Here is a 23,727-nt window from a genome sequence, read left to right as displayed (position 1 = left end):
GGGCGGGGCAGCAGGACATGCGGGGGATCTCCTGGGGCCGTGCGGATCTGCGCGCGGTCGATATCCGTACCGGTCTGAAGTGGAAGCTCAGCGCGGCCATCGCGCTGGTCGGCGCGCTGGTGGCGGTCGCGCTCAGCCTGGTCGTGCACAACGCCGCGCGGGTGTCCATGCTGGACAACGCGCGCGATCTGGCCGATGAGCGCATCCAGATCGCACAGCGCAACTACGAGCTGTCCGGGCGGCCCAACTTCCCGAACGTCAAGGTCGACGACCAGGATCTGCCGGAGCCGCTGCGGGACAAGGTCCGCCAGGGGCGGCGGGCGACCTATGTCACCGACTCGGCGCGCGGCGGGCCGGACATATGGGCGGCCGTGCCGGTGCAGGACGGGCGGGTGCTGTCGCTGCACTCCGGGTTCACCGACCGCAGCACCGACATCCTCAACGACCTCGACCAGGCCCTGGTGATCGGCTCCATCGCGGTCGTCCTCGGCGGCAGCGCGATCGGGGTGCTGATCGGCGGGCAGATGTCACGCCGGCTGCGCAAGGCGGCGGTCGCCGCCGGGCAGGTCGCCAAGGGGGAGACGGACGTCCGGGTGCGGGACGCGATCGGCGGGGTGGTGCGGGACGAGACCGACGATCTGGCGCGGGCGGTGGACGCGATGGCGGACGCGCTGCAGCAGCGTCTTGAGGCGGAGCGGCGGGTCACCGCCGACATCGCGCACGAGCTGCGTACGCCGGTGACCGGGCTGCTGACGGCGGCCGAGCTGTTGCCGCCGGGGCGGCCGACCGAGCTGGTGCTGGACCGGGCCAAGGCCATGCGCACGCTGGTGGAGGACGTCCTGGAGGTGGCCCGGCTCGACGGTGCCTCGGAGCGGGCGGAGTTGCAGGACATCATGCTGGGCGAGTTCATCGCGCGGCGGGTGGCGGCGAAGGACCCGGACGTCGAGGTGCGGGTCGTCCATGAGTCCGAGGTCACGACCGATCCTCGGCGGCTGGAGCGGGTGCTGTTCAACTTGCTGGCCAATGCCGCGCGGCACGGGAAGCCGCCGGTCGAGGTGAGCGTGGAAGGGCGGGTCATCCGGGTTCGGGACCATGGGCCCGGGTTTCCGGAGGCGTTGCTCGCGGAGGGGCCCAGCCGGTTCCGGACGGGGAGTACGGATCGGGCTGGGCGGGGGCATGGGCTGGGGCTGACCATCGCGGCGGGTCAGGCGCGCGTTCTGGGCGCGCGCCTGACGTTTCGGAATGTGCGGCCCGCGGGGGCTCCGGAGGGGGTTCCTGCGGAGGGGGCGGTGGCGGTGCTGTGGCTTCCGGAGCATGCGCCCACCAATACGGGCAGTTATCCGATGCTTCCGTGATCCGTAGCTGTTCGACTGCCGGTCGGTGGGGGCTTGTCGCGCAGTTCCCCGCGCCCCTGGGTACGCCTCCCCGAGGGAGTTCTCAGACCGTCTCCGCCACCGTTGCCTGCGGCGTCGTCGCCGTCTCCTCCTTCGGGCCCGCCCCCTTCAGCGGGACCTCCTTCACGAACACCGCGGCGACGAGGGAGATGACCGCCACCGCCGCCCCAAGCAGGAACGCGGAGTGGGTGCCCGCGGAGACCGCGTGCTGGTACGCCTCCCGTACCGCCTCGGGCAGCTTCTCCAGGCTCGCCGCGTCCAGTTGGGCTGACTGCTCGGTGATCTTGGAGCCGATCGACGGGGACCGTTCGGCCATGACGTCCTGGACGCGGTTGTTGAAGAGCGCGCCCATGATCGCGACGCCGAAGGAGGAGCCGAGGGTGCGGAAGAGGGTGGTGGAGGAGGACGCGACGCCCATGTCCTTCATCTCCACGCTGTTCTGCGCGACCAGCATGGTGATCTGCATCAGACAGCCCATGCCGAGTCCGACCACGGCCATGAAGACACCGGAGGTGAGGCGGGAGGTGCCGGTGTCCATCGTGGAGAGCAGGTAGAGGCCGAGGACCATCAGGACGCTGCCGAGGACCGGGAAGACGTAGTAGCGGCCGGTGTTGGTGGTGACCCGGCCCGCGACCATCGAGGTCACCAGCATCGCGCCGAGCATCGGCAGGAGCAGCAGCCCGGAGTTGGTGGCCGAGGCGCCCTGCACGGCCTGCTGGTACAGCGGCAGGAAGAGCGTGGCGCCGAACATCACGAAGCCGGCGATGAAGCCGATGACGGACATCAGCGTGAAGTTGCGGCTGCGGAAGATGTGCAGCGGCAGTACCGGCTCGGCGGCCCTGGTCTGCCAGAACACGAACCCGACCAGCGAGGCGACGCCGATGCCGATCAGCTCCATGATCCGCGCGGACGTCCAGGCGTACTCCGCGCCGCCCCAGGCGGTGACCAGCACGATCGCGGTGATGCCGACGGTCAGCAGACCGGCGCCCAGATAGTCGATCCGCGCCTGCGCCCGCTTCTTCGGCAGATGCAGGACCGCGCTGATGGCGGCCAGGGCGACGACGCCGAGAGGGAGGTTGATGTAGAAGGCCCAGCGCCAGCCCCAGTGGTCGGTGATGGTGCCGCCGACCAGCGGGCCGCCGATCATGGCGAGGGCCATGACGCCGGCCATCATGCCCTGGTACTTGCCGCGCTCACGGGGCGGGATGAGGTCGCCGATGATCGCCATCACACCGACCATGAGTCCGCCGGCGCCGAGGCCCTGCACCGCGCGGAAGCCGATCAGCTGGCCCATGTCCTGGGCCATGCCGCTGAGCGCGGAGCCGATCAGGAACAGCACGATCGAGCTCATGAAGACGCCCTTGCGGCCGTACATGTCGCCGAGCTTGCCCCACAGCGGGGTGGAGGCGGCGGTGGCGAGGGTGTACGCGGTGACGACCCACGAGAGGTGTTCGAGCCCGCCCAGTTCACCCACGATCGTCGGCATCGCGGTGCCGATGATCATGTTGTCGAGCATCGCGAGCATCATCGTGATCATGAGCGCGAGGAGTACCACCCGCACGCTCCTGGGCCGTTCCTCCGGTACCGCGTCCCCGTCCGCGGACTGCGTCTGCGCCATGGCTCCCACTCCCCCAGCTACTTACTTGCCGCCCGGCAAGTTGTCTACACTTCAGGAAAGTAGAGGCGTAACTAGCCGGGCGTCAAGTAAGTTTTTGGCAAGCGCGAGGAGTACGAGGATGGGTGGCATGGGCGGCATGGATGGCACCAAGCAGCGGCGGCGCGGTAACACCCGTCAGCGCATCCAGGACGTGGCACTCGAACTCTTCGCCGAGCAGGGGTACGAGAAGACCTCACTGCGGGAGATCGCCGAGCGCCTGGACGTCACCAAGGCGGCGCTCTACTACCACTTCAAGACCAAGGAAGAGATCATCGTCAGCCTCTTCGAGGATCTGACGAAGCCGATCGAGGAACTGATCGCCTGGGGCCGGGAACAGCCGAAAACCCTGGAGACCAAGCGGGAACTGCTACGGCGCTACGGCGTGGCGCTGACCGAGGCGGAACCGCTGTTCCGCTTCATGCAGGAGAACCAGGCGACCGTACGGGACCTCAGTATCGGCATGATGTTCAAGAACCGCATGAAGGGCATGCGGGAGATCGTCATCGACCCCGACGCCGACCTGGTCGACCAGGTCCGCTGCATCAGCGCGCTGTTCACCATGCATGCCGGGATGTTCGTCTTCCAGGAACTCGAAGGCGACCCCGAGGACAAGCGCGAAGCTGTCCTGGAGGTCGCCATCGATCTGATCACCAAGGCGCACGGCGGCGCCCGGAAGTCCTCTTAGGGAGATCTCCTCAGAGGGACAGGCCCTTGGCGCGGAGGAAGGAGACCGGGTCGACGGCCGAGCCGTAGTTGGCGGTGGTGCGGATCTCGAAGTGCAGGTGCGGGCCGCTGGAGTTGCCGGTGTTGCCGGACAGGGCGACCTTCTGGCCGGTCTTGACGAGCTGGCCGACCTTCACCTGGATCTTCGACAGGTGGGCGTACTGCGAGTAGGTGCCGTTGCCGTGCTTGATGACGACGGCGTTGCCGTAGGCGGGGCCGTCACCGGCGCCGTTGCCGCCGGCCTTGACGACGGTGCCGCCGTGCGCGGCGTACACCTGGGTGCCGCTGGCGACGGCGAAGTCCTGGCCGCTGTGGGTGGACTGCCACATGGCACCGTTCTGCGCGAAGCTCGCGGACTTCGTGTACTTCTTCACCGGCTTGACCCAGGAGACGGCCTTCTTGGCCTTCGCGGCCTTGGCGGTCTTCGCGGCGGTCGCGGTCTTGGCGGTGGCCGCGGTCTTCGCGGCGGCGGGCTCGGCGGCCGAGGCGACTCCGGCCCCCAGCACGACCGTCGCCCCCAGGGCGGCGGCCACTGCGGCGACGCGGTTGCGGAGCAGGGACGTACGGGAAGAGCGGACGGAGACGCGCTGGGACATCAGAACCTCGGGGGGTCGGGAACAGAGAAACCACCTGGCGCACTGCCTGCCGCCGGGTGGGCCAGTCCTTGGTACCGCCGCCGCCCATCTCCGCCCAAACGTGTGACCTACGACGGAAACTAGTAGTTCGTAGCAAAACTGATGTCACATTGACAGAGCTCCCATCCGTGACGAATACGCCCATCACGACGGGCCCGGCTCCGGAGGACTGGACCAAAAGTCCGTTTTGTCCCAACGGGCCTTTCTACTACTCCCCCTCGTAAGGGACATATCGCCTGTGCGGCATGTCACCGGTGCCCAAGATCCAGGGACGCCGGAATGTGACCGGCGCTACCCTGACCTGCGTTCATGTGACGACGGGGGTGGGCGGGTTGGACCCGGCAGTACTCGGCGCCAGGCTCGCGTCCGGCCTGGTCGGTCCGCTGGTGCGCAAGCTGTTCGTCAAGGACGGTCCGGGCGCCGCCCTGGTGGACCGCCCGGTGCGGCTGTCGGCGCTGGTGTCCTTCCGGGGCGAGAAGCGCGCCCTCGGCGAGAAGGAGTTACGCAAGCTGGTCCGCGAGCTGGTGGACCGCGCGGCCCGCGAGACCCGGGAAGCCCCACTGGACGACTCCGAGCTGGAGGCCGTCACCGACGCCCTGGAGCTGACGCTGTACGCCCTGGGCCGGCTGGAGCTCGACGACGTCCAGGCCGTACGCCTGGGCCACGAGGCCCTGGCCACCACCCTGTACGTCCAGGCCGGCGGCCGTGAGCTGGTCCGCTTCCTCAGCGAGGACTCGGTCTCCCTCTACTCCCAGCTGCTGACCAGCGCCTGTCTGCACATCCTGCACTTCTTCACCCAGCGCTCCGCCTTTGTCCCGCGCACCCTCGTCGAGCAGAGCCGGCAGCTCGGCGACCTGATCGAGCGGATGGACCTCCTCCTCGGGCGCCTGGCGAACCGTACGGTCGAGGACACCAGCTTCGAGCAGCGCTACACCGCCTACCTCGCCAAGAAGCACAGCCGGCTGACGATCTACGGCGTCGACCTCAACGAGTCCCGCGCCTGGCCGCTGGACGCCGCCTATCTGAGCCTGGAGGCGACCCGGGACGCCGAGCACCAGGAGGCGCCCGGCGAGTCCCTGACCACACGGGACGCCGAGGTCGCCCTTCCGGAGCGCTGGCTGCCGTCCGCCCCGCAGCCCGTGGAGCAGGTGCTCGCCGGGCACGAGCGGGTGCTGCTGCGCGGCGCCGCCGGGTCCGGCAAGACCACGCTGGTGCAGTGGCTCGCGGTCACCACCGCCCACCAGGGCCGCCTCACCGGTGATCTCGCCCACCTCATGGGCCGCGTCCCCTTCGTCCTGCCGCTGCGCACCCTCACCCGGGGCGGCGCCCGCCTCCCCGTCCCCGGCGACTTCCTGAACGCGGTCAGCTGCCCGCTCGCCGGTTCGCAGCCCGCCGGCTGGGCGGACCGCGTCCTCGGCGCCGGCCGCGGACTGCTCCTGGTCGACGGCATCGACGAGGTCCCGGAGGAGGAGCGCGAACGCACCCGGCGCTGGCTGGCCGATCTGCTCGCCGCCTTCCCCGGCAACCTCTGGCTGGTCACCTCCCGCCCCTCCGCGGTACGCCAGGAATGGCTCGGCGGCGAGGACTTCACCGAGCTGACCCTCTCCCCCATGAACCGGGAGAACATCACTGTCTTCATCCGCCGCTGGCACCGGGCCGCGGGCGCCGAGGCGGCCCTGTGCGAGGCGCTGCTGAACGCCGTACGCACCAAGCAGGACCTGGGCAGGCTCGCCACCAACCCGCTGATGTGCGCGCTGATCTGCGCCCTGCACCGTGAGCGCCGGGGCTTTCTGCCGCGCGGCCGCAAGGCGCTGTACGACGCCGCGCTGTCGATGCTGCTGGAGCGCCGGGACCGCGAGCGCGAGCTGAGCGTCGAGCTGGACGAGGAGTCCCAGGTCGAGCTGTTGCAGCGGCTCGCGTACTGGCTGATCCGCAACGGCCGTGCGGAGATGGACCGTTCGGACGCGCTCCATCAGCTGGAGCGGCTGCTGCCCTCCATGCCTTACGTCGCCGCGCAGGGCTCGGCCGAGGAGATCCTGCGCCACCTGATCGTCCGCTCCGGACTGCTGCGCGAACCGGCCGCCGGGGCCGTGGACTTCGTCCACCGCACCTTCCAGGACTATCTGGGCGCACGGGCGGCCGTGGAGGAGCGGGACTTCGACGTCCTGCTGCACCACGCCCAGCTCGACCAGTGGGAGGACGTCATCCGGATGGCCGTGGCGCATGCCCGCCCGGCCGAGCGGGCCCGGCTGCTGCGCGGGCTGGTGGAGCGCGGTGACCGGGAGCCGGAGCACCGGGTACGGCTGCATCTGCTGGCGATGGCCTGTCTGGAGCACGCGGCCAAGCTGGACCCGGAGGTCAGGGCCCGGGTGGAGAGGCGGGCCGGGGAGCTGATCCCGCCGCGCACCCAGGCGGAGGCCCGCAAGCTGGCCGACCTCGGCCCGATGGTGCTGGAGCTGCTGCCGGGCCCGGAGGAGGTGCACGACGACCAGGCCGCGGCCAATGTCGTCAGCGCGGCGAGCCTGATCGGCGGGGACGCGGCGCTGCCGTGCGTGGTGCGGTACCGGGACCACGAGAGCGTCGCCGTGCGCAATCAACTGGGCTTCCACTGGAACCAGTTCGACACCGAGACGTATGCCGAGGAGGTCGTCCGGCATCTGCTGGACACGCCGGGCACCACGATCGCGGTGCGTACCGCGCAGGAGCTGGCGGCGCTGGGGCGGCTGGGCGGGCACCATGACGTGGAGGTGTTCGGGGACCTCGGACCGGAGCTGATCACCCAGGCCCTGGGCGAGGCGAAGCTGCGTAGCCTCTCGCTGGTCAACCATCCCGCGACCGACCTGGGCTTCCTGGCGGGGTACCGGCGCCTGACCCGGCTCCGCCTGATGGAGTGCCCAGGCGTCATCTCCCTCGCCCCCTTGGCCGGGATACCCCTTCAGGAGCTGATCCTGCGCGGCTCCACTCCCTGGCAGGGCATCGAGGTCATGGGCCGCGAGGTGCCGCTGCAGCGCCTCCTGCTCCCCCCGTCCGCGCGCGACCTGTCCTTCCTGGCCTCGTTCCCGTCACTGCGCCAGCTCGGCCTCGACCTGGACACGCCACCGACCGAGGAGGACTGGCAGGCGGTCACCGCCCTGAAACGGCTGACCGTGCTGAGCCTCAACCTCGGCGAACTCACCGCCCTGAAAAGCCAGAACGTCCGGCTGGAGAACGTCACGCGCATCTCCCTGGTGTCCCAGCACCAGACCCCCGACCTCGGTTCACTCGTCACGGTGTTTCCCGAGGTGACCTGGCTGTACGTGTTCCAGGCCGACGAGGTCGACCTGTCCCCGCTCGCGGCGGCGGCCCGCCTGAGCCATGTGCTGACCTCGTTCCCCTGCCGTGTGCACAACGCCACCGCCCTGCCCCCGTACGTCGAGGTCAACCCTCGGCCCAAGGAGTGACCGCCCCCATGGAACCCTCAGCCGTAGGCGTCAGGCTGGCGTCCTCCCTGGTCACTCCGCTGATCAGGAAGCTCTTCGTGACCGAGTCCGCGGGCGCCGCGCTGGTCGACCGCCCGGTCCGGATCTCCGGGTTCGTCTCCTTCCGCGGCGAGCGGCGCACGCTGGACCGGCCCGCCCTGCACAAGCTCTCCGCCGAGCTGGTCCGCCAGGCCCTCAAGGGCGGCGAGCGGCCCATCCACGCCGACGAGGAGCAGGCCGTCGTACACGCCCTCGCCGACACCCTGTTCGCGCTCGGCGACCTCACCATGACGGACGTCCAGGCGGTGGACCTCGGCCATGAGTCGCTCGCCGCGAGCCTGCGCGGCGCGGGCGGCCACCCCGACCGCGAACTCTCCTACGACGCCGCCGAGTTCTACGGCCGCCTGCTCACCACCGCCTGTCTGCACATCGTGCACTTCTTCACCCAGCGGTCCACCTTTGTCGCCCGCACCCTCGTGGAGCAGTCCCGGCGCCAGCACGCGCTGATCGCCAGGGTCGACGAGCTGATCGCCCGCACCCCGCCCACCGGCGGCACCGACACCACCTTCGAGCGGCGCTATCTGCCCTACGTCACCACCAAGCACGGCCGGCTCACGATCTACGGCATCGACCTGGCCAACTCCCCCGACCGCTGGCCCCTGGACGCCGCCTACCTCAGCCTCCAGGCCCTCGGCCCCGGCGAGGACGACCGCGCCGGCGGTCCCGGCGGGCCGCACATCGCCTCCGCCGCGCAGCCGGTGGAACAGGCGCTCGCCGGACACGACCGGGTGATGCTGCGCGGGGTCGCCGGGTCCGGCAAGACCACGCTGGTGCAGTGGCTCGCGGTGACCGCAGCCCGCGCCGAGCACGGCGACCGGATCCCGTTCGTGCTGCCGCTGCGCACTCTGGTCCGCCGCCCCGGCGGCCTCCCGGCGCCCGACGCCTTCCTGTCCGCCGCGCACGTCCCCTTCCACGCCGGCCAGCCGGACGGCTGGGCCGACCGGGTGCTGGCCGCCGGGCGGGGCCTGCTGCTCGTGGACGGCATCGACGAGATCCCCGAGCGCGAGCGGGAGCGCACCCGCCGCTGGCTGCGCGATCTCCTCGACGTCTACCCCGGCAACCAGTGGCTGGTCACCTCCCGCCCCTCCGCCGTCCGCGAGGACTGGCTCGCCGCCGACGGCTTCACCGAGCTGGCCCTCACCCCGATGGGCCGGGACGACGTGTCCGCGTTCATCGAGCGCTGGCACACCGCGGCCCGGCTCGACGCGCCCGACCCGGAGCGCCTGGACGGCTACCGGCGGTCCCTGCTGGACGCCGTGCGCACCAAGCCCGACCTCGGGCGGCTCGCCACCAACCCGCTGATGTGCGGGCTGCTCTGCGCCCTGCACCGCGACCGGCGCGGCTATCTCCCGCACGGCCGCAAGGAGCTGTACGACGCCGCCCTGTCGATGCTGCTCGCCCGCCGGGACGAGGAGCGGGACATGTTCGGGCAGGGGTTCGGGCAGGGGGAGGTCCTCCTCACCGAACTCCCCCTGATCCAGCTGCTCCAGCGGCTCGCGTACTGGCTGATCCGCAACAACCAGTCCGAGCTCGACCGCGACCGCGCCGAGCGGATCATCGCCGACGTACTGCCCTCGCTGCCGCTCGCGGCGGAACAGGGCGACGCCGGTCAGATCCTGCGGTACCTGCTGGTCCGCAGCGGTCTGCTGCGCGAACCGGCCGCCGGGACCGTGGAGTTCGTGCACCGCACCTTCCAGGACTACCTGGGCGCCAAGGCCGCCGTCGAGGACGGCGACTTCGGGCTGCTGGTGCGCGGAGCCGCCGACGAGCAGTGGGCGGACGTGGTCCGGATGGCGATGGCACACGCCCGTCCGCGCGAACGGGCCGAGCTGCTGCGGGACCTGAGTGCGGCGGCGGAGCGGGCCGAGGGCGCGGTGAGCGCCCGGCTACGGCTGCTCGCGCTCGCCTCGCTGGAGCACGCGACGGAGCTCGACCCCCGGGTGCGCGCCGAGGTCGAACGGAACGCGGCCTCGCTCATCCCGCCGCGCACCACGGAGGAGGCCCGCGCGCTGGCCTCGGTCGGCCCGCTCGCCCTGGAGCTGCTGCCCGGCCCGGCGGGCCTGGACCCGGAGGAGGCGCGGGCGGTCGTCGTCACCGCCTCCCTCATCGGCACCGAGGCCGCGCTGCCGGTGCTGGCCCGGTTCCGGGAGCATCCGGGGCTGGACGTGCGGGCGCAGCTCTCCTGGAGCTGGTCCCGGTTCCCCACCCGCCGCTACGGCGAGGAGATCATCGGCCAACTGCCGCAGGAGGGGCTCTTCTTCAGCGTCCGGTCGGCGGAGCAGTTGCGGTTTCTGCGGGAGCTGGGGGGAAGGGGTTCCGTCCAGCTCGTCGGCGGGATCGCGCCGGACGAGATCGGGGCCGGGCTCAACGACACGACGTCGGAGCTGGTCGTCCGCGACAACGACGAACTGCGCGACCTGAGCTGTCTGTCGGGCCTGGACCGGCTGGTCTACCTGGACGTGAACCGGTGCTCCTCCCTGGAGAGCCTGGCCGCGCTGGCCCGCCTCCCGCTGATCTGGCTCTCCCTCGACCTGCTGCCCCGCGAGCTGGATCTGACCGTCCTGTCCGGCTCGCCGACCCTGGACCAGCTCGACCTCGGGATCCTCCTGGAGGGCGAGTCCCTGGGCGAGACGCTGCCCCGGGACCTGAACCTGCGCTATCTGCGGTTCACCAAGCACGCCCTGGAGCTGACCGGGCTGCGCGGCCTGCACCGCTTCGCCTCCTTGCGGCGGCTGAGCCTGGGCAAGCTCACCACCTCGCTCTCCCCCGCCGACCACGAGGAGGTCGCCCGGCTGCCGGAGCTGGAGCATCTGCACATCGACTGGCAGCACAACAGAGGCTGGCAGGGCCCGCCGCTGCCCGGCGTCACCCATCTGCGGCTGAACAACTTCCAGGGCACCGAGGACCTTTCGGCGGTCCCGGCCCTGTTCCCCTCCCTCCGCTCAGCCACCGTCGTACACGCCCCGGACGTCACCGAGATCCCGGAGGCGGCTCTCGCCACGCTGCCGTCGGCCCGAACTTTCGAAAGGATCCGCCGAGTTGTGTGACGCACACCTCTAGCGGCCTACCGTCCAGTAACCCTACGGTTCCCCACGCGCCACCCAGCCCGACGAACATGCACACGACACGCTGGCCGTACGCGAAGGGACCCCCACACACATGACCACCCGACGCCCCTGGGCGCTCCGCATAGGTGCCACCGCCGCCTCCGCCGCCGCCCTGGTGGCCTTCGCCGGCCCCGCTGCCCAGGCCGCGACGAGCTCCGGCACGCTGACCGTCGCCACCGCCGCCGCCACCGCGGATGTCGACTACGCGACCTGGCAGAAGGACTGCCAGCTGGTGATGAACACCGCGCTGCCCGAGATCAAGCAGCGGATCGCGAACACCAAGCCGGGCGAGAAGCAGGCGATCGTGTTCGACATCGACAACACGACCCTGGAGACCGACTTCGGCTTCAGCTTCCCGCAGCCGGCCAACAAGCCGGTCCTGGACGTCGCCAAGTACGCCCAGGAGCGCGGCGTCGCCCTGTTCTTCGTGACCGCCCGTCCGGGCATCATCGCCTCGGTCACCGACTACAACCTCAAGTACCGCGGCTACAAGGTCGCCGGCCTCTACGTCCGCGGCTTCCTCGACCTGTTCAAGAACGTCGGCGACTACAAGACGGCCCAGCGCGTCGACATCGAGAACAAGGGCTACACGATCATCGCGAACATCGGGAACAGCGCCACCGACCTGTCGGGCGGCCACGCGGAGAAGACGTACAAGCTGCCGGACTACGACGGCCAGCTGTCGTAAGTCGCCAAGGGAACGCGACAGGGCCGGTGCTCGATGAGCACCGGCCCTTTCACTCGCTCGTGAGGCTTACGCCTCCTTGCTCAGGTTCGGCCCGGCACCGCCGGCCGCCTGCTCGATCGGCGGGACGTCGGGCAGCGCCGACTTCTCCTCACCGCGGAAGGTGAAGGTCTGGGACTCGCCCTCGCCCTCGGTGTCCACGACCACGATGTGACCGGGGCGCAGCTCGCCGAAGAGGATCTTCTCCGAGAGCGTGTCCTCGATCTCGCGCTGGATGGTGCGACGCAGCGGACGCGCACCCAGCACCGGGTCGTAACCCTTCTTGGACAGCAGCTCCTTGGCGGACTGGGAGAGCTCGATGCCCATGTCCCGGTCCTTCAGGCGCTCGTCGACCTTGCCGACCATGAGGTCGACGATCCGCAGGATGTCCTCCTGCGTCAGTTGCGGGAAGACGACCACGTCGTCGACGCGGTTGAGGAACTCGGGCCGGAAGTGCTGCTTGAGCTCGTCCGAGACCTTGTTCTTCATGCGCTCGTAGTTGGACTTCTTGTCGCCCGAGGCCGCGAAGCCAAGGTTGAAGCCCTTGGAGATGTCCCGGGTGCCGAGGTTGGTCGTCATGATGATGACCGTGTTCTTGAAGTCCACGACCCGGCCCTGGGAGTCGGTCAGACGACCGTCCTCCAGGATCTGCAGCAGCGAGTTGAAGATGTCCGGGTGCGCCTTCTCGACCTCGTCGAAGAGGACCACGGAGAACGGCTTGCGGCGGACCTTCTCGGTCAGCTGGCCGCCCTCTTCGTAGCCGACGTAGCCGGGAGGCGAACCGAACAGACGCGAGACGGTGTGCTTCTCGCTGAACTCCGACATGTCGAGGGAGATCAGCGCGTCCTCGTCGCCGAAGAGGAACTCGGCGAGCGCCTTGGACAGCTCGGTCTTACCGACACCGGACGGGCCGGCGAAGATGAACGAGCCACCGGGACGCTTGGGGTCCTTCAGACCGGCACGCGTACGGCGGATCGCCTTCGACAGCGCCTTGACGGCGTCGACCTGGCCGATGACCCGCTTGTGGAGCTCGTCCTCCATGCGCAGCAGACGCGAGGACTCCTCCTCGGTCAGCTTGAAGACCGGGATGCCGGTGGCGGTCGCGAGGACCTCGGCGATCAGCTCGCCGTCGACCTCGGCGACGACGTCCATGTCGCCGGCCTTCCACTCCTTCTCGCGCTTGGCCTTGGCGGCCAGGAGCTGCTTCTCCTTGTCGCGCAGGGAGGCGGCCTTCTCGAAGTCCTGCGAGTCGATCGCGGACTCCTTGTCGCGGCGGACGCCGGCGATCTTCTCGTCGAACTCGCGGAGGTCCGGCGGCGCGGTCATCCGGCGGATGCGCATCCGGGAACCGGCCTCGTCGATCAGGTCGATCGCCTTGTCCGGCAGGAAGCGGTCCGAGATGTACCGGTCGGCCAGGGTGGCGGCCTGGACCAGCGCCTCGTCCGTGATGGAGACCCGGTGGTGGGCCTCGTACCGGTCACGCAGACCCTTGAGGATCTCGATCGTGTGCGGCAGGGACGGCTCCGCGACCTGGATGGGCTGGAAGCGGCGCTCCAGCGCGGCGTCCTTCTCCAGGTGCTTGCGGTACTCGTCCAGGGTGGTGGCACCGATGGTCTGGAGCTCACCGCGGGCCAGCATCGGCTTCAGGATGGAGGCGGCGTCGATGGCGCCCTCGGCGGCACCCGCACCGACCAGCGTGTGCAGCTCGTCGATGAACAGGATGATGTCGCCGCGGGTGCGGATCTCCTTGAGGACCTTCTTCAGGCGCTCCTCGAAGTCACCGCGGTAGCGGGAGCCGGCGACCAGCGCGCCGAGGTCCAGGGTGTAGAGGTGCTTGTCCTTGAGGGTCTCGGGCACCTCGCCCTTGACGATGGCCTGAGCGAGGCCCTCGACGACGGCGGTCTTGCCGACGCCGGGCTCACCGATCAGGACCGGGTTGTTCTTGGTACGGCGGGACAGCACCTGCATGACCCGCTCGATCTCCTTCTCGCGCCCGATGACCGGGTCGAGCTTGGACTCACGAGCGGCCTGGGTGAGGTTCCGGCCGAACTGGTCGAGGACCAGGGACGTCGAGGGGGTGCCCTCGGCAGGCCCGCCGGCGGTGGCGGTCTCCTTGCCCTGGTAGCCGGAGAGCAGCTGGATGACCTGCTGCCGCACCCGGTTGAGATCGGCGCCCAGCTTGACCAGGACCTGGGCGGCGACGCCCTCGCCCTCACGGATCAGGCCGAGCAGGATGTGCTCCGTGCCGATGTAGTTGTGGCCGAGCTGAAGGGCCTCGCGGAGCGACAGCTCCAGGACCTTCTTGGCACGGGGGGTGAAGGGGATGTGCCCGGACGGGGCCTGCTGGCCCTGGCCGATGATCTCCTCCACCTGCTGGCGGACCGCCTCGAGCGAAATCCCGAGGCTCTCAAGGGCCTTGGCGGCGACACCCTCACCCTCGTGGATCAGGCCCAGGAGGATGTGCTCGGTGCCGATGTAGTTGTGGTTGAGCATCCGGGCTTCTTCCTGAGCCAGGACGACAACCCGCCGCGCGCGGTCGGTGAACCTCTCGAACATCGTTAATCGCTCCTCAGAGCGGTCAGGCAGTGGGGGGAACTTCCCCTCCCTGTCCTTCCGCAGCTTAGTCCCGCAAGCGGGGACCGCTCATTCCAACTGCCGACACCGTCGATGGCCTCCTGACCCCGAACGCCGACATCTGCTCCAACCCGATGGTGCGAGACGATGTTCCCGCAGGCCAGGCAGTTACCCGCTTCGCCAGTACGCCGATGGCGAACGTGAGACGCCCTGTCCTGCGTGTCGCCCCCTCTCACTAGGGATGTCTTACCCGCAGCGACGGACAGTCCATGCCGCGTGCACGGGTTCCCTCCGCTACGGGCGAACAACCTCGCGCCTCCCCGCACCCCCGTACGCCCCCTCCGTCGATACTCTGCGCGTTCGCGAGAACACCCAGCGTAACTCGCGACCTCTTCGGGCGGTTGCACTTGGCATGGTTGGCAGCCTCCCTCCGGTCACCACGGTCCCGCTTCCCCGTCGGCCGCTCGATCCGAGCGATCAGGTCCGCCGGTGGTACGAGAACGAACTGGGGTGGCCGACGGTGCCCGGGAATCCACCGGGACTCCGGCTGGGCCTGCGCTTCGACGTCCTGGACGTCCCGGCCGAGGCGGGCCGGGCGGCGCTGCGCCATCTGTTGCCGGGCTCTCCGGTGGCCCTGCGCGACGACCGGATGCGACTCCTGGTGGCCGCGGGCAGCGCGGAGGAGCTGCCCGGGGTGCTGGCCTGGCTGGAGTGGGGCGCACTGCCCCTGGACCTCACGGCAACGGGCGAGGGTGGCGTCATGGAGGCGCCCGAGCCCTTCGGGGGGCCTGCACCGGGCGGTGTCATGGACGCGCCCGATCTCCCCGGGCCGGGGGCGGTGGCCGACGGGCGGCCGCTTCCCCTGGGCCGCCCCGGCACGCCGCAGGGGGTCGCCGTCTGGCTGCGACCCCCCGAGCCGGGGTGCGAGGTCGAGGCCTCGCTGCCGACGCTGTCGGCTCTGGGGGGCGGTGGGGGCGCCCCCGATCTCGTACGACTCGTGGACACGGTGGCCACGCACTGCCACCGAATGCGGCTGCGCCGCGTGTGCGCTCAGCCGTTGGCCTTCTCGTAAGCCTCACGAATGGACGCGGGAACACGGCCGCGGTCGTTGACCTCGTAACCGTTCTCCTTCGCCCACGCGCGGATCTGGGCGGTGTCCTGGCTGCCACCGGAAGCGGCACGCGCCTTTCCACGCCCACCCGAAGCACGGCCTCCGGTACGACGACCACCCTTCACGTAAGGCTCGAGAAGGCCGCGGAGCTTGTCCGCATTGGCAGTCGTGAGATCGATCTCGTACGTCTTGCCGTCCAGCGCGAACGTCACGGTCTCGTCCGCCTCGCCGCCGTCGAGGTCGTCGACAAGAAGGACCTGAACCTTCTGTGCCACCGGATTTCCTTTCATCGATAACTTGAGGGCTGGGGTCTGCGGCGTCCCGCCGTTTCGCCGTCCCCTGTTATATGCAGTACTGCACTACGTCGGAAAGCAAACCGCTTTTGCTGGAAAAACACAAACCCCTGGCAGAGACCTACAGCCCGCTCCCCGCCCGGAAACATGCGCGTTTCGGACATAGGGCACCGGATCTCTGCTTCGGTCTCCGCTTCGGCTTACCGGCGATCACAGATGCAGAAGCATCCGGCTGTTGCCCAAGGTGTTCGGTTTCACTCGTTCGAGACCGAGGAACTCCGCGACGCCCTCGTCATAGGAACGCATCAGCTCGGCGTAGACATCCGTGTCGACCGGCGTCTCTCCGATCTCGACGAAGCCGTGCTTGGCGAAGAAGTCCACTTCGAAGGTCAGGCAGAAAACCCGGCGAACACCGAGCCAACGCGCGGTCTGGAGCAACTTCTCCAGCAAGTGGTGACCGACGCCGGCGCCCTTCAGTCCCGGCTTCACGGCGAGAGTGCGGACTTCCGCGAGGTCTTCCCACATCACGTGCAGGGCGCCGCAGCCGACGACCTCCGCGTTGTCGTCGCGTTCCGCGACCCAGAACTCCTGGATGTCCTCGTAAAGCGTCACCGTGGCTTTGTCGAGCAGGATGGAGCCGCGGACGTAGGCGTCAAGGAGCCGGCGCACCGCCGGGACATCGCTGGTGCGGGCCCGTCGGACGGTGATGGCTTTTGCGGTGACTTCTGGGCTCTCTGCCGGTGAGCTCTGTGCGGACATGAGCGGACGCTATCGCCCGTCGCCCTCCGCTGCCGAGCCGGGGTTCTCGGCGGGGGTATCGGACCCGCTATCCACTTGCCCGGCTTCTTCCGGCCCTTGGACGATGCGGACCGCATCCCGAAGGGCATGCCGCTGTTCCTCGCTCATCATGCCGAAGAAGGCGACGAGGGCGGCGGCGGGGTTGTCGCTCTGCGACCAGGCGTCGTTCATCAGGGCGGCGGCGTAAGCGGCGCGAGTGGACACCGCCTCATACCGATAGGCCCGGCCTTCCGCCTCACGGCGCACCCAGCCCTTCTGATGGAGATTGTCCAAAACGGTCATCACCGTGGTGTACGCGATGGACCGTTCCTGCTGAAGATCTTCGAGGACTTCTCGAACGGTCACCGGGCGGTTCCACTTCCACACCCGCGTCATGACCGCGTCTTCGAGTTCTCCCAATGGGCGAGGCACAGCTCAGCACAATAGTGGGAGATGCCGGGATTGGCGTGCCGGACGTGCACTTTCATCAGCAAACGATCACAAAAAGGGCGTACGACTCGAAAAGCGAGAGTCGTACGCCCTGACAGTCCCGGCGGCGTCAGCCGTCCGCGCGTCCCGCCCCCTGCCGGGCCCCCTCGGCCCGTGCGAGGGCGGCGTCGACGACGGCGTCCTCCTTGGCCTTGTTGGCCCCGCCCTGGGTCTTCACGATCACCCTGATCACCCCGATGAAGAACACGGCCATGACGACGGGGGGCACGAGCGCGGAGACGTAGTCCATGGATTCAGGGTAGCGAGGGGCGCGGACCGGGAAAGGGGTGGGGTTCGCGGGCGGCGGGTCAGCCGGCGGCCAGCTGGTGGGGTGGCTGCGCCGGGGGTGGAGTCGGTTTGCGGCGGGGGAAGACCTCGCCCGGGGTGGGGACGGGGCGGCGGGGCGGTTGCGGTGCCGCGGGCTCGGGGTCGGCCGGCTTCTCGGCGGGCCTGGCCGGGGGCTTCTTGGCGGGCTTCTCGGCGGGATCGCCGTCCGCGTCGGCGGCCGGTGTCGCCGCGAGGCCTCCAGGAAGGGCGAGAAGGCGGGTACGGGAGGCGGGGACGGTCGGGATGGCCGAGGAGTCCCGCCGGGCCGTACCGCGCGCGAGACGGGCTCGTACGTCCCGCTCGGCCAGCACCTGGCAGCGGCTCAGGAGAGCCGCGGCGACGGGGTTGCCGCGCAGGGCGCGCAGGGCGGCGAGATCGTCGGGGTCGGGCCGGTATCCGGCACCCAGGGCCTCCTCCAGAAGGGCGAGATAACCGGCGGCGGTGCCGGGGAGGGCGGAGCGGTAGCGCGCGAGGTCGGCCACGAGGAAGGCGCGCAGCCGGGCACCCTCGCGCATCGCTTCGTCCAGCGAATCGGCGAGGCGGAGACACTCCTGGACGTCCTCTGCCGAGGCGGGGTCGGGGTTCAGGGCAAGAGCGAGCGCGCGGCGGAGCACACGCAGCTCCTCCACGCCGAACGCCATGCCGCCGCGAGATCCGTATGGCGTGGGCATGCGCCGACGATACGCGCTAATCAGACAAACTCGACATAGGGAGAGGGCGTGGCGCGACGGAGCCACCCGGTCGGACCGGGCGGGCGCCGCCGCGTCCTCCGCGTCCTCACATGCGGGACACGTTCCGCTCGTACACCAGCCGCAGCCCGATCAGCGTCAGCCAGGGCTCGTGCTCGTCGATGACCGAGGACTCGCCCAGGACCATCGGGGCCAGTCCGCCGGTCGCGATCACCGTCACGTCCTCCGGGTCGTTGGCCAGCTCCCGCGCCATCCGGCTGACCACGCCGTCCACCTGCCCGGCGAAGCCGTACACGATCCCGGACTGCATCGCCTCGACCGTGTTCTTGCCGATCACGCTCCGCGGCCGGGCCACCTCGATCTTCCGCAGCTGCGCCCCCTTGACACCGAGCGCCTCCACGGAGATCTCGATACCGGGCGCGATGACGCCGCCGATGTACTCCCCGCGCGCGGACACCGCGTCGAAGGTCGTCGCCGTACCGAAGTCCACGACGATCGCGGGCCCGCCGTACAGCTCGACCGCCGCGACCGCGTTGATGATGCGGTCCGCGCCGACCTCCTTGGGGTTGTCGGTGAGGATCGGCACGCCCGTCTTCACCCCGGGCTCGACCAGCACCGCCGGCACATCGCCGTAGTAGCGCCGCGTCACCTCCCGCAGCTCGTGCAGCACGGACGGCACGGTCGCGCAGATCGCGATCCCGTCGATGCCGTCCCCCAGCTCCTCACCGAGCAGGGGATGCATCCCCATCAGCCCCTGCAACAGCACCGCGAGCTCGTCCGCGGTGCGGCGCGCGTCCGTGGAGATGCGCCAGTGCTCGACGATGTCCTCGCCGTCGAACAGGCCCAGGACGGTGTGGGTATTGCCTACGTCGATCGTCAGCAGCATGGCCGGATCCCGCTCCCTACTCCGCCGCTCGCAGGTCCAGCCCGATGTCGAGGATCGGCGAGGAGTGCGTCAGCGCCCCCACGGCCAGATAGTCGACACCCGTGTCCGCGTACGCCTTGGCGGTCTCCAGCGTGAGCCGCCCGGACGCCTCCAGCGCCGCCCGCCCGTTCACGAGCGCCACGGCCTCCTCGCACTCCCCGGGCGTGAAGTTGTCCAGCAGGATCAGATCGGCCCCGGCGTCCACCACCTCGCGCAACTGGTGCAGGGTGTCCACCTCGACCTCGATCGGCACCTCGGGGAAGGCCTCCCGGACGGCCTTGAAGGCCTGCGCGACGCCGCCCGCGGCGACCACGTGGTTGTCCTTGACCAGGGCCGCGTCCGACAGCGACATCCGGTGGTTCACACCGCCGCCGCAGCGGACCGCGAACTTCTCCAGCGAGCGGAGCCCCGGGGTGGTCTTCCGCGTGTCCCGCACGCGTGCCTTGGTGCCCTCCAGAACATCGGCCCACGCACGCGTGGCGGTGGCGATGCCGGACAGGCGGCACATCAGGTTCAGCGCGCTGCGCTCGGCGGTCAGCAGGTCGCGCGTGCGCGTGGTGACCGACAGCACCTTCTGCCCGGCTTCCACCCGGTCGCCGTCCTCGACATGGCGCTCGACCTCGAACTCGTCGGTGCAGACCACGGAGATCACCGCCTCGGCGACCCGCAGCCCCGCCACCACGCCCGCCTCACGGGCGGTGAAGTCGGCGGTGGCGACCGCGTCCTCGGGGATGGTCGCGACCGTCGTCACGTCCACGCCGTGGGCGAGGTCCTCCTGGATGGCGACGTTCGCGATGTCCTCGACCTCCACGGGGTCGAGGCCCGCGGCGGCCAGCAGCTCGGCGAGCGCGGGGTCGAGCCCGCACTCCAGATACGTCTCGTCGGTGTCCGCCCCGCAGGCGCAGCCGTCGCCGCAGCCGTCTTCCTGGGCGAGGGGGAGGTCGGGGGTGCTCACGTCTGTCACTGCTCCTGGGGCTGCCGGGTCGGGGGGAAGTCTGCGGTATCGGTGGGCTCTACGGCGAGTGTGCGGTCCGGATTCAGCCGTACGACGATGTGCCGGCGCCAGTCGGTGTCGTCGCGCTCGGGCCGGTCCTCGCGCCAGTGGCAGCCGCGGGTCTCCTCGCGCAGCAGGGCGGCGGCGACCAGGACGCGGGCCACGCACAGGAGGTTGGTGGCCTCCCAGGTGTCGACGCCGGGCTCGGCGGTCTTGCCGTTCTCGACGAGTGCCTCGCGCGCGTCCGCGTGCAGCCGCTGGAGCTGCTCGGCGGCCCGCGCGAGGGAGCCGGCGGAGCGCAGGACGCCCGCGCCCTCCGTCATGATCCGCTGGATGGCGAACCGGTCCTCGGGCGCGAGCAGCGGATGCGCGGGCACCTCCGGGTACGGCACCGGATGCGGCACCCGCGCGTGGAGGCCGTGGCCGGCGTGGCTCGCCGTGATGTCGGCGGCGATGCGCTCGGCGTAGACCAGGCCCTCCAGCAGGGAGTTGGACGCGAGCCGGTTCGCGCCGTGCACGCCGGTGCACGCGACCTCGCCGCACGCGTACAGGCCGGGGACGGTCGTACGGCCCTGGGAGTCGGTGCGCACGCCCCCGGAGGCGTAGTGCGCGGCCGGGGCGATCGGGATGGGCTCGTGGACGGGGTCGATGCCGTTGGCGCGGCAGGCGGCGAGGATCGTCGGGAAGCGGTGCTCCCACATGTCGGCGCCGAAGTGCCGGGCGTCGAGGAACATGTGCTCGGCGTCCTGCTCCTGCATGCGCCGCATGATGCCCTTGGCGACGATGTCCCGGGGCGCGAGCTCGGCCAGTTCGTGCTGGCCGACCATGAAGCGCACGCCGTCGCCGTCGACCAGGTGGGCGCCCTCGCCGCGCACGGCCTCGGAGACGAGCGGCTGCTGGCCCTCCGCGTCCGCGCCGAGGAACAGCACGGTGGGGTGGAACTGCACGAACTCCAGGTCGGAGATCTCGGCTCCCGCGCGCAGGGCGAGCGCGACACCGTCGCCGGTGGAGACCGAGGGGTTGGTCGTGGCGGAGAAGACCTGGCCCATGCCGCCGGTCGCCAGGACGACCGCGGGGGCGTGCACGGCGCCCACGCCGTCGTGCTGGCCCTCGCCCATCACGTGCAGGGTCACGCCCGCGGTACGGCCGTCGGCGTCCGTGAGGAGATCCAGGACGAGCGCGTTCTCGATGGTGCGCACGCCCCGCGCACGAACCGCCTCGACCAGCGCGCGGGAGATCTCCGCGCCGGTCGCGTCGCCGCCCGCGTGCGCGATCCGGCGCCGGTGGTGGCCGCCCTCGCGGGTGAGCTCCAGGCCGCCCTCCTCCGACTCGTCGAAGTGGGCGCCCGTCTCGATGAGCCGGCGCACGGCGTCCGGGCCCTCGGTGACGAGGATCCGCACCGCGTCCTCGTCGCACAGCCCGGCGCCCGCGACCAGGGTGTCGGCCAGGTGCTGCTCGGGGGTGTCGCCCTCGCCGAGGGCCGCGGCGATGCCGCCCTGCGCCCAGCGGGTGGAGCCGTCGTCGAGGCGGGCCTTGGTGACGACGACCGTGGTCAGACCGGCGGCCTCGCAGCGCAGGGCCGCGGTCAGACCGGCGACGCCGGAGCCGACGACGACGACGTCCGCGTCGATCGACCACCCGGGCGCGGGGGCGTGCAGTCGTATGCCTGTGCTGGTCACGAGGCGGCTCCGAGGGTTCCGAGAGTTCCGAATGTGAGGGGGATGTTGTCGATCAGCCGGGTCGTGCCGACCCGGGCGGCGACCGCGAGGACGGCCTCGCCGGTGAAGTCGTCACCGATGTCGGTGAAGTCGGCGGGGTCGACGAGGGCGAGGTAGTCCAGGGCGAGCGGCGGGTCGAGGCGGGCGGCCTCGTCCAGGACGAGGCGGGCGGCGGCGCGCACGGCGGCTGGGCCGCCCGGGGCGGCCTTGGCGACGGCGTGCGCGTCGGCGGCGGCGCGGGACTCCCCGAGGGCGCTGAGCGCCTCGGCACGCGCGTGCGTGGCGGGCACTTCGAGCGCCCGCGCGCGCAGTGCCTCCTGCGCCGCGTGCCGGTCCTGGCCCGCGAACAGCGCCTGGGACAGCGCGAGCGCGGTGCGCCGGCCGGCGGGCGAGAGATAGCGGTTGCGGCTGGACAGGGCCAGGCCGTCCTCCTCGCGCACGGTCGGGACGCCCACGATGTCGATGCCGAAGTTCAGATCACGGACCATGCGGCGGATCAGGGCGAGCTGCTGGGCGTCCTTCTGGCCGAACAGCGCCACGTCGGGGCGGGTGAGGTGGAGCAGCTTGCCCACGACCGTGAGCATGCCGTCGAAGTGCCCGGGGCGCGCGGCACCCTCCAGGCGCTCCCCCATGGGGCCCGCGCTGACCCGGACCTGGGGTTCGCCGCCCGGGTAGACCTCCTCCGCGGAGGGCGCGAACACGACGTCCGCGCCGGCCTCCTCGGCGATCTTGAGGTCGGCTTCGAGGGTGCGCGGGTAGCGGTCGAGGTCCTCGCCCGCGCCGAACTGGAGCGGGTTGACGAAGACCGTCACCACGACCTCGCCGTTCGGTCCGGCGATCTCACGCGCGGAGCGGACCAGGGTGGCGTGGCCCTCGTGCAGGGCCCCCATGGTCATCACGACGGCCCGGCGGCCGGTGCGCGCGCGTGCGGCCAGTTCGGCGGCGGTGCGCAGCAGGGTGGTGGTCATCCCGCGTCTCCCTTGGTGCTGTCGGCGAGCACTCCGAGCAGGTCTTCGGCGAGTTCCGGTTTGAGCAGCCCGTGCGCGAGGGCGCGGTCGGCGGTGGCGCGGGCCATCGCCAGGTAGCCGGCGACGGTCTGCGGGGCGTGCTTGCGCAACTCGGTGACGTGCGCGGCGACCGTGCCGGCGTCCCCGCGCGCGACCGGGCCGGTCAGGGCGGCGTCGCCGGAGCGCAGGGCGTTGTCGAGGGCGGCGCCGAGCAGCGGGCCGAGCATCCGGTCGGGGGCCTCGACCCCGGCGGCGCGCAGCAGCTCCATGGACTGGGCGACCAGCGTCACCAGGTGGTTGGCGCCCAGGGCGAGGGCCGCGTGGTAGAGCGGCCGCATCTCCTCGGCGATCCACTCCGGTTCGCCGCCCATCTCGATGACGAGGGCCTCGGCGGCCAGCCGCAGTTCCTCGGGGGCGGTCACGCCGAACGAGCAGCCCGCCAGGCGCTGGACGTCCACGGGAGTGCCGGTGAAGGTCATCGCGGGGTGCAGGGCCAGCGGCAGCGCGCCCGCGCGCAGGGCGGGGTCGAGGACCTTGGCGCCGTACCGCCCGGAGGTGTGCACCAGCAGCTGGCCGGGCCGTACGGCGCCGGTCTCGGCGAGACCGGCGACCAGTGCGGTCAGGGCGTCGTCGGGGACGGTGAGCAGGACCAGGTCGGCGCGCTGGAGGACCTCGGCGGGCGGCACGAGGGGGACGTCGGGCAGGAGTTGCGCGGCCCGTCGGCGAGAGGCGTCGGAGACCCCGGAGACGGCCACCGGGCGGTGCCCGGCGAGCTGGAGGGACGCGGCGAGCGCGGGGCCCACGCGGCCGGCGCCGACAACGCCGACGGTGAGCCGCGCGGGGCGGTCCTTCGGATCTGGCTGTTGGCTTGTACTCACTCGACGGTGGCCTTCCCGTTCCAGTCCGCTCCGGGTACCGGACGATTTCTCGTCATGTTAACGCGATCGGTTCGAGGGGAGTTCGGTTGTCCACAGGCTGTGGGTTTTCCGTGAGCCTTCCGCGCGCGGGCAAACGCTTGCGGAAAATGCGGGTGCCCGCGTGAGGCGGGGCGCGACATCATCCGGG

Annotated in this window: 19 protein-coding genes; 6 read left to right on the top strand and 13 right to left on the bottom strand. The window is 70.8% G+C overall.

Going from position 1 to position 23,727, the window contains the following annotated elements; genetic code table 11:
* Window positions 1-17 precede the first annotated feature (17 nt).
* A complete protein-coding gene (cseC, locus tag STRCI_RS22865) occupies window positions 18-1,355 on the top strand; it encodes a two-component system sensor histidine kinase CseC (protein ID WP_269660825.1) in 1,338 nt (445 codons plus the stop codon).
* An 82-nt stretch (window positions 1,356-1,437) separates the two neighbouring features.
* On the opposite strand, the gene STRCI_RS22860 is transcribed toward cseC, so the two are convergent.
* The gene (locus tag STRCI_RS22860) at window positions 1,438-3,012 is read right to left on the bottom strand and encodes an MDR family MFS transporter (RefSeq protein WP_269660824.1); all 1,575 of its coding nucleotides are present in this window, start codon (window positions 3,010-3,012) and stop codon (window positions 1,438-1,440) included.
* Between the two features lie 127 nt (window positions 3,013-3,139).
* On the opposite strand from STRCI_RS22860, the gene STRCI_RS22855 reads away from it, so the two are divergent.
* A complete protein-coding gene (locus tag STRCI_RS22855; protein ID WP_269660823.1) occupies window positions 3,140-3,736 on the top strand; it encodes a TetR/AcrR family transcriptional regulator in 597 nt (198 codons plus the stop codon).
* A gap of 10 nt (window positions 3,737-3,746) precedes the next feature.
* Here the strand turns inward: STRCI_RS22855 and STRCI_RS22850 are convergent, their stop codons facing one another.
* A complete protein-coding gene (locus STRCI_RS22850) occupies window positions 3,747-4,370 on the bottom strand; it encodes a M23 family metallopeptidase (protein WP_269660822.1) in 624 nt (207 codons plus the stop codon).
* Between the two features lie 350 nt (window positions 4,371-4,720).
* On the opposite strand from STRCI_RS22850, the gene STRCI_RS22845 reads away from it, so the two are divergent.
* The 3 genes from STRCI_RS22845 (at window position 4,721) to STRCI_RS22835 (ending at window position 11,722) form a co-directional block, all read left to right on the top strand.
* Window positions 4,721-7,849, top strand: a complete 3,129-nt coding sequence (locus tag STRCI_RS22845; protein ID WP_269660821.1) for an NACHT domain-containing protein — start codon at window positions 4,721-4,723, stop codon at window positions 7,847-7,849.
* 8 nt (window positions 7,850-7,857) lie between these two features.
* The gene (locus STRCI_RS22840; protein ID WP_269660820.1) at window positions 7,858-10,974 is read left to right on the top strand and encodes an NACHT domain-containing protein; all 3,117 of its coding nucleotides are present in this window, start codon (window positions 7,858-7,860) and stop codon (window positions 10,972-10,974) included.
* A 112-nt stretch (window positions 10,975-11,086) separates the two neighbouring features.
* The gene (locus tag STRCI_RS22835) at window positions 11,087-11,722 is read left to right on the top strand and encodes an HAD family acid phosphatase (RefSeq protein ID WP_269660819.1); all 636 of its coding nucleotides are present in this window, start codon (window positions 11,087-11,089) and stop codon (window positions 11,720-11,722) included.
* A gap of 66 nt (window positions 11,723-11,788) precedes the next feature.
* On the opposite strand, the gene STRCI_RS22830 is transcribed toward STRCI_RS22835, so the two are convergent.
* Complete coding sequence (locus tag STRCI_RS22830; protein WP_269660818.1) at window positions 11,789-14,314, bottom strand: ATP-dependent Clp protease ATP-binding subunit; 2,526 nt, start codon at window positions 14,312-14,314, stop codon at window positions 11,789-11,791.
* A gap of 430 nt (window positions 14,315-14,744) precedes the next feature.
* On the opposite strand from STRCI_RS22830, the gene STRCI_RS22825 reads away from it, so the two are divergent.
* Window positions 14,745-15,404 (top strand): SCO3374 family protein, encoded by a 660-nt coding sequence (locus STRCI_RS22825; RefSeq protein WP_269660817.1) that lies wholly within the window; start codon window positions 14,745-14,747, stop codon window positions 15,402-15,404.
* On the opposite strand, the gene STRCI_RS22820 is transcribed toward STRCI_RS22825, so the two are convergent.
* From STRCI_RS22820 to STRCI_RS22775, 10 genes are all read right to left on the bottom strand, one after another.
* On the bottom strand, window positions 15,383-15,718 hold the full coding sequence (locus STRCI_RS22820; protein WP_030573823.1) for a histone-like nucleoid-structuring protein Lsr2: 336 nt from the start codon (window positions 15,716-15,718) through the stop codon (window positions 15,383-15,385). The genes STRCI_RS22825 and STRCI_RS22820 overlap by 22 nt on opposite strands.
* Before the next feature lie 228 nt (window positions 15,719-15,946).
* On the bottom strand, window positions 15,947-16,495 hold the full coding sequence (locus STRCI_RS22815; RefSeq protein ID WP_269660816.1) for an amino-acid N-acetyltransferase: 549 nt from the start codon (window positions 16,493-16,495) through the stop codon (window positions 15,947-15,949).
* Window positions 16,496-16,504: 9 nt separating this feature from the next.
* Window positions 16,505-16,933, bottom strand: a complete 429-nt coding sequence (locus STRCI_RS22810) for a BlaI/MecI/CopY family transcriptional regulator (RefSeq protein ID WP_269660815.1) — start codon at window positions 16,931-16,933, stop codon at window positions 16,505-16,507.
* Window positions 16,934-17,072: 139 nt separating this feature from the next.
* Complete coding sequence (locus STRCI_RS22805) at window positions 17,073-17,252, bottom strand: hypothetical protein (RefSeq protein WP_269660814.1); 180 nt, start codon at window positions 17,250-17,252, stop codon at window positions 17,073-17,075.
* A gap of 58 nt (window positions 17,253-17,310) precedes the next feature.
* Window positions 17,311-17,970 carry a hypothetical protein gene (locus STRCI_RS22800; RefSeq protein WP_269664622.1) on the bottom strand — a complete coding sequence of 220 codons (660 nt, stop codon included), beginning with the start codon at window positions 17,968-17,970 and terminating at the stop codon, window positions 17,311-17,313.
* Between the two features lie 136 nt (window positions 17,971-18,106).
* Window positions 18,107-18,904 carry a type III pantothenate kinase gene (locus STRCI_RS22795; protein ID WP_269660813.1) on the bottom strand — a complete coding sequence of 266 codons (798 nt, stop codon included), beginning with the start codon at window positions 18,902-18,904 and terminating at the stop codon, window positions 18,107-18,109.
* Window positions 18,905-18,920: 16 nt separating this feature from the next.
* On the bottom strand, window positions 18,921-19,898 hold the full coding sequence (nadC, locus tag STRCI_RS22790) for a carboxylating nicotinate-nucleotide diphosphorylase (protein WP_269660812.1): 978 nt from the start codon (window positions 19,896-19,898) through the stop codon (window positions 18,921-18,923).
* Between the two features lie 5 nt (window positions 19,899-19,903).
* Entirely contained in the window at window positions 19,904-21,616 is a 1,713-nt protein-coding gene (locus tag STRCI_RS22785) for an L-aspartate oxidase (protein ID WP_269660811.1), read from the bottom strand.
* Window positions 21,613-22,623, bottom strand: coding sequence for a pantoate--beta-alanine ligase (panC, locus tag STRCI_RS22780; RefSeq protein ID WP_269660810.1), 1,011 nt, complete (start codon window positions 22,621-22,623; stop codon window positions 21,613-21,615). Before panC ends, STRCI_RS22785 begins: the two co-directional genes overlap by 4 nt.
* A complete protein-coding gene (locus STRCI_RS22775) occupies window positions 22,620-23,540 on the bottom strand; it encodes a Rossmann-like and DUF2520 domain-containing protein (protein WP_269660809.1) in 921 nt (306 codons plus the stop codon). Before STRCI_RS22775 ends, panC begins: the two co-directional genes overlap by 4 nt.
* Window positions 23,541-23,727 lie beyond the last annotated feature (187 nt).

It is taken from the genome of Streptomyces cinnabarinus (assembly GCF_027270315.1).
Lineage (GTDB): Bacteria > Actinomycetota > Actinomycetes > Streptomycetales > Streptomycetaceae > Streptomyces > Streptomyces cinnabarinus.
Note: the sequence above shows the minus strand (reverse complement) of the source record. Positions and strands in the feature narration are given on the sequence as shown.